Source organism: Paraburkholderia sp. BR13444 (genome assembly GCF_040948755.1).
Lineage (GTDB): Bacteria > Pseudomonadota > Gammaproteobacteria > Burkholderiales > Burkholderiaceae > Paraburkholderia > Paraburkholderia youngii.
Genome location: NZ_JBFPKM010000001.1, coordinates 105,490 through 120,740, shown reverse-complemented (window position 1 = coordinate 120,740; position 15,251 = coordinate 105,490). Strand labels below are relative to the sequence as shown.

Below are 15,251 nucleotides of genomic sequence, written 5' to 3'. Positions count from 1 at the left end.
ATTCGCACGCCTGAAACCGTCGCACACCGCCACGATTTCTCACGCTCGCGCGGGTAAATCCTGAAGCGCATCCAGGAATGCTCTGACCTTGACACTCAGCAGCCGACGAGAATGGTAAAGCGCCCATATCTCCACCGGAGAACCCTCTTCTTTACCCCAGCAGACGAGTCGTCCGGCCATCACATCTTCTTCGACTAGCAGTCTCGGCAACATCGCCGGTCCCACGCCGGCGAGAACGGCCTCGCGCACCATCAGTAGCGACGATAGCCGGAGGACCGGCATCGGCTCGAATGTCTTTGTACCTTTGGATTTCGTCCGTACGCTCCAGATCGCTCCCGATGGCGCACCCGCCGACACGACCGCCGGGACCGGAAACGGGCTCACATCCTGTTTGCGCATCGCAGGAACCGATACGGCCGGCGTTGCCACAAGCCATCGCTCATCATCGAGAATGCGCCTTCCCACGAGCAGATCGTCTCGCGGCGGATCGACACGAATCACGAGGTCATAGCCGTCTTCCACCGGATCCACGACACGATCTTCCGCGACAATCTCGACCTCGACCTGCGGGTAGGCCAACGCGAAGCGCGCAGCGATCCTGCACAGCACGACGTGCGCGAAAACGATGGGAGCACTGATGCGCAGCCGTCCACGCGCGACGGGCGCACGCGAGGCCACCGCGTCGCCCGCCTCCTCAAGCTCTGCCAGAAGGCCTCGAGTACGCTCATGGAGTGCGACGCCATCTTCCGTCAGGCGCATTCGTCTCGAGCCGCGCTCAATCAACCTCACTCCGAGTTCGTCTTCCAACTCTGCTACATGCCGCGATAGCGTGGCCTTGGGCCGGTCCAGCGCGCGGCCAGCTGGGCCGAAGCCGCCGTGAGTGGCGACCGCATTGAAATCAGAAAGCGCCATTAAATTCATGAAAGTTCCGTTTTTGAGACGAGGTGTTTCGATTCTAGATCTATCGACTCAGATTCGGAACGAATAACCTGTCTTCACCGGGCCGCTTTGGGCCTTTCATTACAGAGACAGTCATGACAATTCTTGTTACTGGAAGTACGGGCACAGTGGGTAAGCAAGTTCTTGAACACCTGCAAGGCCGTGGAGTTCAGGTGCACGCCCTGACGCGTTCGCCCCAGAAAGCCCAATTTGCTGACGGCATCAGGGCAATCAAAGGCGACTTGTCCGATGCGGATTCGGTACGGCAAGCCATGAGGGGCATCAGCACGTTGTTCCTGCTGGCGCCAAACGCCGCAGACGAACTGACTCAGGCGCTGCAGGCCTTGAGCATCGCGCGAGAGTCGCATGTGAATGGCGTGGTGTATCTGTCCGTATTCAAGGGCGCAGAGTTTGTCGACGTGCCACACTTCACGGGCAAGCACGCAGTCGAGCGCATGATCGAGCAGTGCGACATGCCGGCGACTGTGCTTCGTCCCGCGTACTTCATGCAGAACGACGTGCGGCAGAAAGATGCGTTGCTGAAGCACGGCATCTATGGGATGCCGATTGGCGAGAAGGGCATTTCCATGGTGGACGTACGCGATATCGGAGAGGCAGCAGCCAAAGAGTTGCTGCGGCGCGAGCTCGCTGCCAGCCCGCTACCGCGAGAAACCTACGAACTGGTCGGCCCGGACGCGCTGACGGCCCAATCCGTTGTCCGTATCTGGGCGGATGCACTCGGACGCCCGGTTCGCCATGGCGGTGACGATCTCGATATTCTCGAGCAGCGTTTGAAGTCAGTCGCGCCGGCGTGGCTGGCGTATGACATGCGCTTGATGATGCAGCGATACCAGCAAGACGGTGCCGTGGCTTCGACCGAACAGATCGGGCGCTTGTCGACCCTACTGGGACGCCCGCCCAGGTCTTACCGCGATTTGGCGGTTGCCATGGCCGCTGCGTGGGCGAAGGATTGACCCACGCGCGCACGGTGCTTCATCAATCTTGCTTCATGCAAGAGGCATAACACGACCCGGAACGGGCCGACACATGGCCGAAAGCAGGCGAGACTTGCTCTCGCGAACCGTAATTGACCACTGGAAGGACAATACCTCGTTAGCCGACCGCGCTTTCCTTCGGCGACGCGCACCCTGTCACCGCCAGCATCGCGCGACCCGCCAGGGTCTCGCGCGCGGCACTATCGCCAAGCGCATACTCGACGCAACGCCTCGCCAGCACGTCGGTCGGATCGACGAGTCGCACTACCCGCCCGCCCGCACACGCGAGCGCTTGCTCACGCAACAGCAACGGCAACTCGGTGCACGCGAGCACGATGACCTGCACGCCACGCATGACCAGATCGTCGACGGCCGCCGCCAGGTCGTCGCAGCATTCGCCCGATGTATGCCCAGCCTTCGCGCCGCGCGGCCCGTAGATCGCGTTCATCAGACGCGCTTGCGCGGCCGCGGACGGTGCGATCTGCACGAAGCCGCGCGCGTCGAGCGCCTGTTCGTAGACGCGGCTCGCGAGCGTGCCTGAGGTGGCCAGCACGCCCACTTCGCGCAGACCCGGAAAGGTTTCGCGCAAGTAATCGGCAGTGCAGGTCAGCATATTGACGATCGGCACGCGCAGCGCCGGCTGAAGCCGCTCGATGAACGCATGCGCGGTATTGCACGGAATCGCGATCAGATCCGCGCCGCCCTCTTCGAGCGTCTTGCAGGCCGCGTACAGCGCGAGCGTCGGGTCGTCGCCGCGACCGAACAGCGCCGCGGTGCGGTCCGGGATCTGCGGATTCTGCTCGACCATGATCCGGATATGGTCCTGATCGCGCGCGGCCGGCGTGTTGCGCACGACCTTGGCCATGAAATCGACGGTCGCGGCCGGCCCGACGCCGCCGACCACGCCGAGGCGGAACGCCCGCTGCGGCTGTGTGTACCGCGCCGCCGCGACATAGCGCGCGTACACCTGGTTCGAATCGACGAGCGGCACCTCGATGGGCCCGAGCGCGCGCAGCACGAGGCCGATTTCCGCGAGCCCCGGCACGATCACGTCGACGCCCTGTGCGACCAGGTCGGCGCACGCCGCGCGCAGCAACTCGACCGGCCGCCCTTGCAGGCGGCCAGCGCGGATGCCCTCGTCGCCGAAGACGGCGCTTGTCACGCAGTCGAAACCAGTATCGTTGTGCGGATAGCACACGTCGAACTGGCCGGCTTCAAAGTAACGCTCGAACAGCCCGTTCGCGCGAATCGCGGACGACGTCAGCACGCCGATGCGCCGGGCGCCGTCGCGCCGCGCCGACGCATAGATGCGCCGCACGTGCTCAGACAGCGCGGTCATGATGTTGGCGACCGGCACGGTGACGTTGGCCGTGAGTTCGTCGATGAAGGTGTGGCTAAGGAAGCATGGCAGCACGATCGCGTCCACACCGCGCTTTTCGAACGCGCGCATCGTGTCGAGCATATGGATCTTGAACCGCGCGTCCGTCGCATCGGGCGCGGCGGGCCCGGGCCACGGGCGCGGTTCGAGAATCAGATCGAAGGTCTGCGCGGCACCTGGCCGGCGCGACGCCGTGCTGATCCGGCCGAGGATGTCGGCGCTGGCGAATTGCGCCGCGCCAGTCGCCACACCCAGCGAACGAAAACGCTTCATGATCAGATCCCCCGGTCGTTCTGTGCGTCCACCCTCGCTCACGGGTGCCTTTCTGCGCGCTTGAGAATGACACTATGCGAGACGCAGATGTACAGGTGTTAACCACGTCAAAGCATTACCTTGCGTTTGCGCTTCTTCAACTCACCGGCTCGAAAATCTCCCACAGCCACTGCGCGAACACCCGCACCCGCGACGACAACTGCCGGTTCTGCGGATACAGCACCGACACCGGCATCGGCGGCGGCGGATAGTCCGCCAGAATGACGCGCAACCGTCCAGCCGCCAGTTCGTCAGCGACACGGTAGCGCGGCACCTGCACGATGCCGAGTCCGGCGATCGCCGCGCCCGCGTACAGTTCGGCGCCGCTGACCGACACCGCCGACGGCAGCACGAGCGCGGTATCCCGCCCGTCCACCCGGAATTCGAGCGGCAGCGGCTTGCCGGTCGCGCTCGACACGTAGTTGACCGCGCGATGCGTCGACAGCGCGCCGGGATCGGCCGGCTCGCCATACGTGGCCAGATACGAAGGACTCGCGACCGTCACCTGCTGAAGCTGCGCGACGCGCCGCCCGACCATCGACGAATCCTGCAGCACGCCTGCGCGCAGCACGCAATCGATGCCCTCGCGCACGAGGTCGACGAGCCGGTCGTCCTCGCCGATCATCAGTTCGATGTCGGGAAAGCGCGCGAGAAACGCGGGCAGCGCCGGCACCACGAAGTGCCGTGCGAGCGTGCCCTGCACGTTCACGCGTAACAGTCCCTTCGGCGCGACATTGGAGAACGCCCCCTCCGCCTCCTCCATGTCGGCGATCAGGCGCACGCAGCGCTGGTAGTGCGCGTCGCCGTCAGGCGTGAGCCGCACCGTGCGCGTGGTGCGTTCGAGCAGCCGCGCGCCGAGCCGCTGCTCGAGGCGCTTCATCAGGTTGGTGACGGTCGCGCGCGGGATTTGCAGATCGTCGGCGGCGCGCGTAAAGCTCTGGCGCTCGGCGATCCGCACGAATACCCGCATTTCCTCGAAACGGTCCATATCGGCGGATTATTAAAGCGAATGGAATGATGATCGCGAGTCTAACCCGATTATCTCGACGCGGAAAGCCTTCATCATTCACCTCACCGATCCACCACCCCTTCTGTGAGGAAACGAATCATGAGCACGAACCAACAACCGAAAGTCGCCATCGTCACCGGCGCCTCGCGCGGCATCGGCACGGCGATCGCACAGCGGCTCGCAAAGGACGGCTACGCGGTCGCCGTCAACTACGCATCGAGCGCGGGCGAAGCCGACGCGCTCGTCGGCGCGATCCGCGAAGCCGGCGGCAAGGCGATCGCGGTGCAAGCGGACGTGTCGAAGCCCGGCGACGTGCGTCGCATGTTCGAGATCACCGAACGCGAACTCGGCAAGGTCGACGTGCTCGTCAACAACGCGGGTGTGATGAAGCCCACGCCGCTCGCCGACACGTCCGACGCGCTGTACGACCAGACCTTCGACATCAACGTGCGCGGCACCTTCAACACGCTGCGCGAAGCGGCCGCGCGCCTGAACGACGGCGGACGCATCGTCAATTTCTCGACCAGCGTGCTCGCGCTGAACCTGCCCGGCTACGGCATCTACACGGCGACCAAGGCGGCCGTCGAAGCGTTCACGCGCGTGTTCGCGAAGGAGCTGCGCGGGCGCAACATCACCGTGAATGCGGTCGCGCCGGGACCGATCGCGACCGCGCTGTTCCTCGATGGAAAGACCGACGAGCAGATCGAAACCTTCGCGAAGATGCCGCCGCTGCAACGCCTCGGCGAGCCGGAAGACGTGGCGGGCGTGGTCGCGTTTCTGGTCGGCCCGGATGCGGGCTGGGTCAATGGGCAGACGTTGCGGGCCAATGGCGGTTTGGCTTGATGGGATGCACTGGTCCAGCGTGCTGCCGCGCTGGACCGCTGCATTGCGCCGGCTGCGGCGCCTGGGACGTGATCGATTCGCCGCTCAAACCGCCTTCGGATTGCGTTCCGCGAAACCTTCCTGATGCCAGTACGGATACGGGGGGCGCACCGCGCTTGCGGCGTCGAGCTTCGCGACCTGGTCGGCCGTCAGATTCCAGCCGACCGCGCTGAGGTTCTGCCGCAGTTGCTCCTCGTTGCGCGCGCCGATCAGCAGCGTCGCGACGGTCGGCCGTTGCAGCAGCCAGTTCAGCGCGATCTGCGGCACGGTCTTGCCGGTTTCGGCGACGACTTCGTCGAGCGCATCGAGCACGCGGAACAGATACTCTTCCGGCACCGGCGGGCCCGATTCGGCGGTCTTGTGCAGACGGCTCGTCTCGGGCAGCGGCTGGCCGCGCTTGAGCTTGCCGGTCAGACGCCCCCAGCCGAGCGGACTCCATATCACCGCACCCACGCCCTGGTCGACGCCGAGCGGCATCAGCTCCCACTCGTAGTCGCGCCCGACCAGCGAGTAGTAGGTCTGGTTCGCGACGTAGCGCGGATAGCCGTAGCGGTCGGCGATATCGAGCGACTTCATCAGATGCCAGCCGGAGAAATTCGACACGCCGACATAGCGGATCTTGCCCGCGCGCACGAGGTCGTCGAGCGTGGACAGCACTTCGGGAATCGGCGTTTTCGCGTCGAAGCCGTGCAACTGGAACAGGTCGATGTAATCGGTTTGCAGACGCTTGAGCGCCGCATCGACCGCGTTGATCAGATGGAAGCGTGACGAGCCGACGCCGTTCGGATCGTCGTCGAAACGGAAGGTCGCCTTGGTCGACAGGATCGCCTTGTCGCGCTTGCCTTTCAGCGCTTCGCCGAGCACCGACTCGGACGCGCCCTTCGAATAGATGTCGGCGGTGTCGAACATCGTGACGCCCGCGTCGAAGCAGATGTCGATCAGACGCCGCGCTTCGGCGACGTCGGTCGCGCCCCAGGCCTCGAAAAATTCACCCTTGCCGCCGAAGGTACCGGTGCCGAAACTCAACACCGGCACCTTGAACCCCGATGCACCCAGATGTCTGAATTCCATTGCCGAATCTCCTTGGCATTGCCGTCGATGAACGGAGATTCAGTCTACGCGCGTCGGCGAGAAGGCGTCATGAAAGCGACGCGCTCAGATCGGCCAATGCATCACGCACGGCGTCGATCACGCTTTTCCAGGCGCCGAGCTGCGGTTGACGGAATAGACGCGCGGACGGATACCACGGCGTGTCGCTGCGTTCGAGCAGCCAGCGCCAGCATGTGTCGAAGCGGTTCAGAATCCAGACCGGTTTGTCGAGCGCGCCGGCCAGATGCGCGGTGGACGTGTCGACCGAAATCACCAGATCCAGACTGGCGACGAGCGCGGCGGTATCGGCGAAATCGTGCAGCAGCTCCGTGTAATCGGCGACGCGTTCACGGTAGGCGCTTTCGGCGAGTTGCGCTGCGGCCGCGCCCTTCTGCACGCTGAAGAAGCGCACGTTCGGCACGTCGAGGAGCGGCGCGAATTGCTCGAACGCGAGCGAGCGACGCGCATCGATCTTGCGCAGTTCCGCGACCTGCGCGCGGTTCTCGCCGGCCCACACGAGGCCGACATTCAGCGGTTTGATTGCGTTGCCATCCGCATTGGTGTTGCCGTGCGGTTCGATACGCTCGCGCCATTCGCCGACGGCCGCTGGCTGCGCAAAAAGATACGGTGTGGCTGCCGGAATGCTCGCTTCGTTGGTGCTGAACGCAAGCGGCAAGCTCAGCAACGGGCAATGACAATCGAACGGCGGCAATGGCTGGCCCGCTTCGATCAACTGATCGACACCATCGAGCGTCGACAGCAGCCGCAACAACGGACCCGGCACTTCGAGCACGACCTTCGCGCCAAGCTTCGCAACCAGCGTCGCATAGCGACAGAATTGCAGCGTGTCGCCGAGGCCCTGTTCCGCATGCAGCAAGATCGTTTTGCCGTCGAGCGCAAAATCGCCGAGCCACAGCGGCTGCGCGAACGCGCGCCGGCCGGCCTTGATGCGGCTACGCTCCCAACGCCATTCGTATTCGCGCCAGCCGCTCTCGAAGCGGCCCATTTGCAGCAGGCACAGCGCCTGGTTCCAATGCGTTTCGACCGACGCCGGATTCAACGCAAGCGCGCGCTGATAGCTCGACAACGCCTGTTCGCGCTGATTCAGATCGATCTGCGCGAGACCGAGGTTATTCCATGCATCGACGAAACCAGGCGAAAGTTCCAGCGCGCGCTGGTAGCAGCGCTCTGCTTCGTGCGGCTGGTTCAGATCGCCGAGCACGTTGCCGCGATTGCTCCACGCATCCGGATAGCCAGGCTGCAATGCGAGCGCCCGGTCGCAGCTATCGAGTGCATCGGTATAACGGCCGAGATCGCGCAGCACGCATGCGCGATTGTTCCAGGCCGGCGCGAACTCCGGCGCGATAGAAAGCGCGCGCTCATAGCTCGCGAGCGCTTCAAGCGGACGGTGCAGCGCCGCCAATGCGTTGCCGCGATTGTTCAATGCATCGGCGAATTTCGGCTGCATCACGAGCGCCCGCTCGGCGCACGCAAGCGCTTCGTCATGACGCTGCAACGCGTTCAGCGCATAGGCGAGATTCGAATGCACGGCCGGCTGTCTCGCGTTCACAGCGAGCGCCTTCTTCAGAAGATCGACGCCTTCCTGCAAGCGGCCCGTTTGCAGCGCGAGTTCGCCGAGCCAGCGCAACGCGTCGCCGTGTTTCGGCTTCAGTTCGAGAATCTCGCGATACATTTCTTCTGCTTCGACGAGCGCGCCGTTCTGTTGAAGCGCGACGGCTTGTCGAAGCAGATGGTCCAACTGTTGCGGCAGACTGGCTTGCTTGCTCATGCGGTACCTGGAAAAGGCGCGAAGAATCGTCGGATAAAGCGCACGATTATCGCTGAAAAGCCTGTATTCGAAGTACCGCCGCCGCGTCGCGACGTGACGCTGCTTATTGCGCGGCCACGGACAGATGCTTGCGCTTCGCGAGTTCCTGCGCCATCGCGTAGTGCTGCTGGATCGTCGGCAGCGCCTCTTTCGCCGCGGTCCTCAACTTCTCGTCGCGACCCGAGGCGATTTCCGCCTGGAACGCGGACAACGCTTTCTGCTCGCCGGCGAGCGCGACCTGCTCGATATACCTCTTGTCGAAGTCGGCGCCGCGCAGATTGTTGATGCTCGCTAGCACGGCCTCATCGGGATCGTTCTTCGGCACGTCGACACCGCGCGGACTCGCCGCCCGCAATGCGTCGGTGATCTTCGCGTCGTCATCCGACACGCGCTCGGCGAACGCCTTCACGTCGCGATCGGCCGAACGCGCGGTGGCGATACGCGCGGCGTCGCGCTGCGTCGCGACGGCTTTGGTGCCGTCGGCGACGAATGTCTGATCGGCCGCATGCAGGCGGACTGCGGCCGCGGGCGCGGCGCTCTGCGCGCTGGCCACCGAGGCGGCCGTCAGAAGACCGCCGAAGCAGGCAGCGGCGGCGATGCGGGCCAAAGCGACCGAAGGGACGGAAGGCAGGCGGATCATACGTTCTCCTTGAGGTGAAAGCATCTGAAAGCAAAACGAAGGACACGTGTGCGCCGCGAACAGAGCGTGCGATGCAAAACGCTGCGGACTGCTTGCGAGCCCAGCGGGGCGCCACGCTTTCATCGCTGCCGATTCTAGAAGCCATGCCGTCTGGCAGGTGAAACGCTGCTGTCGCTTCTGTAACCTTAGGTAACCCTCATATGAATGCGCACACGTTTGCCTTATTGACGTGAATCACGCGCGCCGCTCGCCACTGCGACGCAGTGCTGAATTTTTCGCCATCGACGCCGATAACCAGAGACAGGCACCGCTTAGCACCGCTCAGCACCGCAACTCTGGAGAACGATTCCGATGGCAGACGACCACCGTGCCAATCACGAGCGCCACACCGAACGCAGCAACCTGACGAGTTCCAACAAATTCGAGCTGCTGCTATACCGCCTCGGCCACGTGCCGGACAGCGACGCGCACGAGCTGTATGGGATCAACGTGTTCAAGGTGCGCGAAATCTCGACGATGCCGACCATCACGCCGATCGCCGGATCGTCGCCGTACGTGATGGGCGCGGTCGACATTCGCGGGCAGATCATCCCCGTGATCGACCTGCCGCGGCTGATGGGCTGCGAGCCGACGCGCGGCCTGAACATCCTGCTGGTCACCGAATTCGCGCGTTCGACGCAGGCCTTCGCGGTCGAGGAAGTCGACGAGATCGTGCGGCTCGAATGGAACCAGGTGCTGTCGGCCGATGGCTCGGCGGGCGGCAAGCTCGTCACGAGCATCGCGCGCATCGACGGCAATACCGGCGACTCGCGGCTCGCTCAGGTGATCGACGTCGAACAGGTGTTGCGCGACGTGTTCCCGTCGCAGCATCCGAGCGTCGATCCGGCCTCGGTAGGTGAAGCGCTCGGCATCCGCCGCGGCGCGAAGATCCTTGCCGCCGACGACTCCGGCTTCGCGCGCAAGCTGATCGAGCAGGCGCTCACCGCGATCGGCGCCGACTACATCATGACGAAGACCGGCGAGGAAGCGTGGCAAACGCTGCAGCAGGTCGCACGCGAAGCGCAGCAAAAAGGCGTGCGCGCGAAAGACACCATCGCTCTCGTATTGACCGATCTGGAGATGCCGGAGATGGACGGCTTCATGCTGACGCGCCAGATCAAGGCGGACGCACGCACGCGCGATATTCCGGTGCTCATCCACTCGTCCCTGACGGGCGCGGCGAACGAGGCGCATGTGAAGAACGCGGGCGCGAACGGCTATGTCCCGAAGTTCGCGGCGAGCGAGCTCGCCGATGCGATCCGTCAAGCGCTGGGCTGCGCGCCGGCGAAAGCGACGGCGGCTTGAGGTCTCGCGTGCCCAGCAGTGAAGCGGATCGCCGCGCTCAACGATGCGCGGCCAGCTCGATCGAGAAATCCATCCGGCCGATCTCGACGCCCATCGTGTTGAGCCGCTTCGGCGCATGAAAGCCGTCGAGCGTCGCGCGTTGTTCAGGCGTGCCGATATCGAGCACCGCGAGCAACTCGGCAGTGACCGCGTAGAGCGCGGCGGCATTGCCGTCCTCGATCTTCAGCGCGATGCCTAGCGCGCCCTTCGCACCCAGCCGCGCGGTTTGCCGCGACGCGCGCACGCCGATCGCATAGCTGCCGTCCGCGCCGACCTTGCCGACCAGCGCGCCACCGAACGCCCGCATCAGCAGCGTGCAGAAGCGCCCTTCCCCGCCGACCAGTTCCGGGTACGACGTCATCGCGCGATAGATGCGCGCGAGCGCGGCCGTGCGCGGCGGCGTCGCGGCTGCTCCGGCTTCGTGTCGATCCTGCGCCGCCGCGAGCTTCGCGAACAGACGTGCGAGCCGGTCGAGCGCAAACGCCGGGGTCGGCAGATTGCAGCCGTCGATCGCCCATTGCACGCCGTCGTCCGGCAGGTCGCACACGCTCGCGACCGTCTGCTTCACGCGCACCTGCAACGGATGCGCGGGCAGTTCATAGCCGGCGAGCGCCGCCCCGATCGACCGCGCGCCGGCCAGCATGCCCGCATGCTTGCCCGAACAGTTGCTGCACACGCCGGTGGGCGTAAAGCCGCGCCGGATCCAGTCGACATACACCGCATCCGACAACGGCGGATGACCGCCGCAACGCAGATTGGCCTCGCTCGCCTGCGCTTTCGCGAGCATCGCGCGCGTGCGTTCGATATGACGCGGCTCGCTGCTGTGCGATGCGCACATCAGCGCGAGATCGGCTTCGTCGAAACCGCAACGTTCGAGCGCGCCGGTTTCGAGCACCGCGAGCGCCTGGGCCGGCTTCGCCGCGGAACGCGCGAGCGTGACGCGCGCAGCGTCGCCGAACGAATACAGCAGACGGCCGTCCGCATCGACGACCGCGACATGCGCCAGATGCGTGTTCTCGACGGACTCGCCGCGATAGATCGTCGCCGCGACCGGCGCGGCGGGGTGCAGTTCGGATCGGCTCATCGGTATCGTCTCCGCGTCGTTTATTGATCGGGCGATGGCGCCCAAGGCCCGGCAATCGATCAGGCGCTCGCCGCGAGCGCTTCTTCTCGCTCGAGCGTGCGGGTGTGCCGCAGTTCGGGAAAGAACCGCATCCACAACAGCGCGATCGCGATCGTCGCGACACCGCCGACCAGCACGGCCGGCTGCGCGCCCCACCATCCGGCAGTCAGGCCCGATTCGAACTCGCCCAATTGATTCGACGTCCCGATGAACAGCGAATTGACCGCGCTGACGCGGCCGAGCATTTCATCGGGCGTGCGCAGTTGCACGAGCGACAGCCGCACCACCACGCTGATCGTGTCGGACGCACCGAGCACCATCAGCGCGAGCAGCGACACGAGGAACTGATGCGACAGCCCGAACACGATCGTCGCGATGCCGAACGCGATCACGCCGCCGAACATCGCTGCGCCGGGCCGGTTGCGCAATGGAAAATGCGCGAGCCAGATCGTGCCCGCGAGCGCGCCGATCGCCGTGCCCGAGCGCAGCAGGCCAAGACCGATCGGGCCCGCGTGCAGCACGTCGCGCGCGAAGATCGGCAGCAACGCGGTCGCGCCGCCGAACAGCACCGCGAACAGATCGAGCGACAGCGCGCCGAGAATCACCGGCTCGCGGCGAATGAACGCGATGCCCGAAAAGATCGATTCGAGCGTGACGGGCGCGCGACTCGCCGGCTTCACTTGCAGCGGAATGCTCCACACCGACGCCGCCGCGGCCGCGAACGACAGCGTGCACGCGAGATAAGCGGCACCGGGGCCGATGCCGTACAGCAGACCACCGAGCGCCGGCCCGGCGATCTGCGCGGTCTGATTGGCGGACGTGGACCATGCGGTCGCTTTGGGCAGATAGCCGCGCGGCACGACGGCCGGCAGCAGCGACGACACGGCCGGCGATTCGAACGCGCGCGACGCGCCCACGCAGGCAGCCAGCACGTAGATCACCGGCGCGCTGATCCAGCCGCTGAAGGTGCCGATCGCGAACAGCAATGCAGCGACGCTTTCGAGGCTCTGACAGACGGCGGCGATGCGGCGCCGATCGTAACGATCGGCGACATGACCGACGACGAGCGTCAGCAGGAACATCGGCAGGAACTGCGCGAGACCGACGAGGCCAAGTGCGAACGCGCTATGCGTGAGCGCGTAGACATGCCAGCCCATCGCGACGGCGAGCATCTGGAACGACAGCGACGACAGGATGCGGGTGCACCAGAAACGCTGGAACGGCGGGTGTTTCGGCAGGCTGAAATGCGGGGAATCGGCGGGATCGGTGGAGGCTGGGGGCATCGATTGTTGCTCGTGACGGGGTGCATCGGAGCGTGGATTGGGCGGCCGCTAGTTTAGAGCAAGATCGGGGAGCGTGCAGAAAGGCGGCGGGCACGGGCGGCGGCGTGATCGGAGGCGATGGGGCGGCCCGTGCCGGGGCCGGCACGCTCGAACGAAGCAGGCCGCCCTCGCCTGCTTCGGCGCCACGCATGACTCAGGGGTGCAGGGGCCGGCCTTCCGCGCGGCCGAACTCGACGAAGTGATCGACGGGGTCGACGCCCGCCGCGGCGACGTCGGGATTCGCTTCGAGGTAAAGCTTCGGATCGAAACCCTCGGGCAGTTGGGCAAGCCGCGCCTTGCGCTGAAACGATTCGGCGCTGCTCAACGGACGCCCTTCGAATCGGCCGTAGTAGATGTAATGCTGCAACGCATTGCCGCCGCTCGCCGCGACGTCCGGATTGGCGTCGAGATACGCCTCGCCGTCGAAGTCGACGATTGGCGTCAGGCTCGACGGCATGCCGGTCAGGTCGTGATAGCACAGACAGCCGTCCGCGAAGAAATGGCAAACCAGCGCCTTGCGGCTCACGTGCTCCGGATCGCGCATCTTGCTGCCTCCGTGCAGCAGGTTCGCATGCCACAACAGCACATCGCCCTTCTTCGGATAGAAGTACTTCGGGCCCGCCGAATGGTCGGCGATCAGCTTCTGAATCGCGGGTTCGTAGATGTCGTGATAAGCGGAATAACCGCAACCGAACGGCATGCCCAATTCTGTCGACATCAGATACGGCAGCTTGTGCGTGCCGGGGTGATAAACGAGAGGCCCCGAGTCCGGATGGATATCCTCGAAGGCGATCCAGTTCGCGACCAGATACCCGTTCGGATAGGTCGACATGTGAATCGAATCGGAATGCTCGAGTTGCTCGCTGCTCTTGTGACCGCCGATCGTCTGGAACGGCGCCGATTTCGCGCCCAGCAGCAAGCCCACGATCTCGTTCATGCGCGCATCGAACAGCATGTCGCGAATCGCGGGCACGTTGAAATGCGGATTCAGCGTGCGCCCAGGCAGCGTATCGCCTTCGAAAAGCGGCTCGTGCGGCGGCCGCAGCGTGCCGTCGGCGATCGCGTTTTCGTAGGCTTGCCACGTCGCATCGAGCTGTTCGTGCCCGAAGAAGCCTTCAATGATCAGATAGCCGTCGCTGACCCATTTCCGGCACCATTCGGCTTCCTGCTCGCTGATTACACCTTGGGACAACAACTCGGCGACCCGCTCCAGCGCATCCGGTCGATCGAGCCAGGGAACCGGGCCCGCCGCGGGAAATTTTTCGAATTTGAAGACCTGGGTCTGACTGTCGATCGGAACGTCCGCGACGACGGGCTTATCGAAAAATCGCTGAGTCTCGAGAGTGTTCATGTTGTATCGGGAAACCTTCCGGGTTAGCGTTTCAGGGTACCTGGCTTGCACAGGACGCGGGCGGTGCGGTGTCGGTCACCCGAACGAGCGCCCTTCCGTACGGCCATAACGGATGTAGTGTTCCGCGCCAGAGCTGATGTGCTTTTGCGCAACGGCTTCTGCTACGTCGGGGTTGCGCTGAAGATATTGCGCCTCGTCGAAATGCGGAATGTGAGCGGCATAAAGCAGAATCGACGGGCCGGCCGGATGTCGATCGCGATCGTCCATGCCGACGACCACGGTCATACCCAGCGCGTCGAGGACCGCCATCAGGCTTTCGCGGGTCATCCAGTTGACTTGCGGAGCACTCCCGCCGATGAATTTTGCGTTGTTGATGCTGTCGAGATAACTGTGTCGGTGCAGATGGACTTCGCGTCCACGAAACTCCGAGATGGTCGGCGTCGGATCGAAGTGCGTCCGCAAGTTCGCATTCGTGCGCACGACTTCGGCGTCGTAATAGTGCGTCCAGATGCAGATCGAGTCCGACGCATACGCCATATCTTCCAGCAGTGATACCGGATCGGTCATGTGATAGAGGACGCCGCTCGCAAGAATCAGATCGAATCGCTGATCGCGCTTTTTCAGCAATTCTCTGAAATCGCCATACATGAATTCGGCATTGAACTTCAATGCATTCTGCACGAGCAGGCATTTCAGAAAAGATTTCGAATTCGCCTCGATTGCAAGGACACGTGAAGCGCCGGCTTTGGCCATCATGAACGTATGGCCGCCTTCCATCGGGCCGAGTTCGAGCACGCTTTTTCCGGAAAAGCCGCCGCACATCGTCTCGAACCAGTGAAGACGCCCATCGTCGAAATGGGGCGCCATACCTAAACCATAGCCCGGCACATCGGACACCCACGTGCCATCGAAAAGATTGAAAGCCAAAGTATGGCCTGGCTCTTCCGTTGCATACAGATCCAGTTCAGTTCCTTTCAATTTGGCGCCTCGATCGGTCGTC

At 64.3% G+C, this 15,251-nt stretch carries 13 protein-coding genes; 3 read left to right on the top strand and 10 right to left on the bottom strand.

Translation table 11 applies throughout. The features are described 5' to 3' along the window. Positions 1 to 39 precede the first annotated feature (39 nt). Positions 40 to 921 (bottom strand): LysR family transcriptional regulator, encoded by an 882-nt coding sequence (locus tag AB3X95_RS00560; protein WP_368620418.1) that lies wholly within the window; start codon positions 919 to 921, stop codon positions 40 to 42. Between the two features lie 113 nt (positions 922 to 1,034). Between AB3X95_RS00560 and AB3X95_RS00555 the strand changes: the two genes are divergently transcribed. Beyond that, on the top strand, positions 1,035 to 1,913 hold the full coding sequence (locus tag AB3X95_RS00555) for an SDR family oxidoreductase (RefSeq protein WP_368620417.1): 879 nt from the start codon (positions 1,035 to 1,037) through the stop codon (positions 1,911 to 1,913). A 139-nt stretch (positions 1,914 to 2,052) separates the two neighbouring features. On the opposite strand, the gene AB3X95_RS00550 is transcribed toward AB3X95_RS00555, so the two are convergent. Further along, entirely contained in the window at positions 2,053 to 3,585 is a 1,533-nt protein-coding gene (locus AB3X95_RS00550) for an amino acid racemase (RefSeq protein WP_368620416.1), read from the bottom strand. A gap of 136 nt (positions 3,586 to 3,721) precedes the next feature. Then, positions 3,722 to 4,612: a LysR family transcriptional regulator gene (locus tag AB3X95_RS00545; protein WP_176123418.1), complete on the bottom strand. Its 891-nt coding sequence runs from the start codon at positions 4,610 to 4,612 to the stop codon at positions 3,722 to 3,724. 120 nt (positions 4,613 to 4,732) lie between these two features. Here AB3X95_RS00545 and AB3X95_RS00540 point away from each other — a divergent pair, with 120 nt between their 5' ends. Then, the gene (locus AB3X95_RS00540) at positions 4,733 to 5,476 is read left to right on the top strand and encodes an SDR family oxidoreductase (RefSeq protein WP_368620415.1); all 744 of its coding nucleotides are present in this window, start codon (positions 4,733 to 4,735) and stop codon (positions 5,474 to 5,476) included. Between the two features lie 84 nt (positions 5,477 to 5,560). On the opposite strand, the gene AB3X95_RS00535 is transcribed toward AB3X95_RS00540, so the two are convergent. The 3 genes from AB3X95_RS00535 to AB3X95_RS00525 form a co-directional block, all read right to left on the bottom strand. Then, a complete protein-coding gene (locus AB3X95_RS00535) occupies positions 5,561 to 6,586 on the bottom strand; it encodes an aldo/keto reductase (protein ID WP_368620414.1) in 1,026 nt (341 codons plus the stop codon). A gap of 67 nt (positions 6,587 to 6,653) precedes the next feature. After that, on the bottom strand, positions 6,654 to 8,393 hold the full coding sequence (locus tag AB3X95_RS00530) for a tetratricopeptide repeat protein (protein WP_368620413.1): 1,740 nt from the start codon (positions 8,391 to 8,393) through the stop codon (positions 6,654 to 6,656). Between the two features lie 103 nt (positions 8,394 to 8,496). After that, positions 8,497 to 9,072: a DUF4142 domain-containing protein gene (locus AB3X95_RS00525; protein WP_368620412.1), complete on the bottom strand. Its 576-nt coding sequence runs from the start codon at positions 9,070 to 9,072 to the stop codon at positions 8,497 to 8,499. Positions 9,073 to 9,423: 351 nt separating this feature from the next. Here AB3X95_RS00525 and AB3X95_RS00520 point away from each other — a divergent pair, with 351 nt between their 5' ends. Beyond that, positions 9,424 to 10,416 carry a chemotaxis protein CheV gene (locus AB3X95_RS00520; RefSeq protein ID WP_176109027.1) on the top strand — a complete coding sequence of 331 codons (993 nt, stop codon included), beginning with the start codon at positions 9,424 to 9,426 and terminating at the stop codon, positions 10,414 to 10,416. 37 nt (positions 10,417 to 10,453) lie between these two features. Here AB3X95_RS00520 and AB3X95_RS00515 read toward each other — a convergent pair whose 3' ends face one another. From AB3X95_RS00515 to AB3X95_RS00500, 4 genes are all read right to left on the bottom strand, one after another. Next, positions 10,454 to 11,539 carry an asparaginase gene (locus tag AB3X95_RS00515; protein WP_368620411.1) on the bottom strand — a complete coding sequence of 362 codons (1,086 nt, stop codon included), beginning with the start codon at positions 11,537 to 11,539 and terminating at the stop codon, positions 10,454 to 10,456. A gap of 59 nt (positions 11,540 to 11,598) precedes the next feature. Further along, the gene (locus AB3X95_RS00510) at positions 11,599 to 12,861 is read right to left on the bottom strand and encodes an MFS transporter (RefSeq protein WP_368620410.1); all 1,263 of its coding nucleotides are present in this window, start codon (positions 12,859 to 12,861) and stop codon (positions 11,599 to 11,601) included. A 193-nt stretch (positions 12,862 to 13,054) separates the two neighbouring features. Then, positions 13,055 to 14,251 carry a phytanoyl-CoA dioxygenase family protein gene (locus AB3X95_RS00505; protein WP_176123425.1) on the bottom strand — a complete coding sequence of 399 codons (1,197 nt, stop codon included), beginning with the start codon at positions 14,249 to 14,251 and terminating at the stop codon, positions 13,055 to 13,057. Between the two features lie 75 nt (positions 14,252 to 14,326). Then, entirely contained in the window at positions 14,327 to 15,178 is an 852-nt protein-coding gene (locus AB3X95_RS00500; RefSeq protein ID WP_368620409.1) for a class I SAM-dependent methyltransferase, read from the bottom strand. Positions 15,179 to 15,251: the final 73 nt, after the last annotated feature.

What these genes read in the sequence shown, in the direction of transcription:
- AB3X95_RS00560 (WP_368620418.1), bottom strand. Translation starts at nt 921, where the DNA reads ATGAATTTAATGGCGCTTTCTGATTTCAATGCGGTCGCCACTCACGGC.
- AB3X95_RS00555 (WP_368620417.1), top strand. Translation starts at nt 1,035, where the DNA reads ATGACAATTCTTGTTACTGGAAGTACGGGCACAGTGGGTAAGCAAGTT.
- AB3X95_RS00550 (WP_368620416.1), bottom strand. Translation starts at nt 3,585, where the DNA reads ATGAAGCGTTTTCGTTCGCTGGGTGTGGCGACTGGCGCGGCGCAATTC.
- AB3X95_RS00545 (WP_176123418.1), bottom strand. Translation starts at nt 4,612, where the DNA reads ATGGACCGTTTCGAGGAAATGCGGGTATTCGTGCGGATCGCCGAGCGC.
- AB3X95_RS00540 (WP_368620415.1), top strand. Translation starts at nt 4,733, where the DNA reads ATGAGCACGAACCAACAACCGAAAGTCGCCATCGTCACCGGCGCCTCG.
- AB3X95_RS00535 (WP_368620414.1), bottom strand. Translation starts at nt 6,586, where the DNA reads ATGGAATTCAGACATCTGGGTGCATCGGGGTTCAAGGTGCCGGTGTTG.
- AB3X95_RS00530 (WP_368620413.1), bottom strand. Translation starts at nt 8,393, where the DNA reads ATGAGCAAGCAAGCCAGTCTGCCGCAACAGTTGGACCATCTGCTTCGA.
- AB3X95_RS00525 (WP_368620412.1), bottom strand. Translation starts at nt 9,072, where the DNA reads ATGATCCGCCTGCCTTCCGTCCCTTCGGTCGCTTTGGCCCGCATCGCC.
- AB3X95_RS00520 (WP_176109027.1), top strand. Translation starts at nt 9,424, where the DNA reads ATGGCAGACGACCACCGTGCCAATCACGAGCGCCACACCGAACGCAGC.
- AB3X95_RS00515 (WP_368620411.1), bottom strand. Translation starts at nt 11,539, where the DNA reads ATGAGCCGATCCGAACTGCACCCCGCCGCGCCGGTCGCGGCGACGATC.
- AB3X95_RS00510 (WP_368620410.1), bottom strand. Translation starts at nt 12,861, where the DNA reads ATGCCCCCAGCCTCCACCGATCCCGCCGATTCCCCGCATTTCAGCCTG.
- AB3X95_RS00505 (WP_176123425.1), bottom strand. Translation starts at nt 14,251, where the DNA reads ATGAACACTCTCGAGACTCAGCGATTTTTCGATAAGCCCGTCGTCGCG.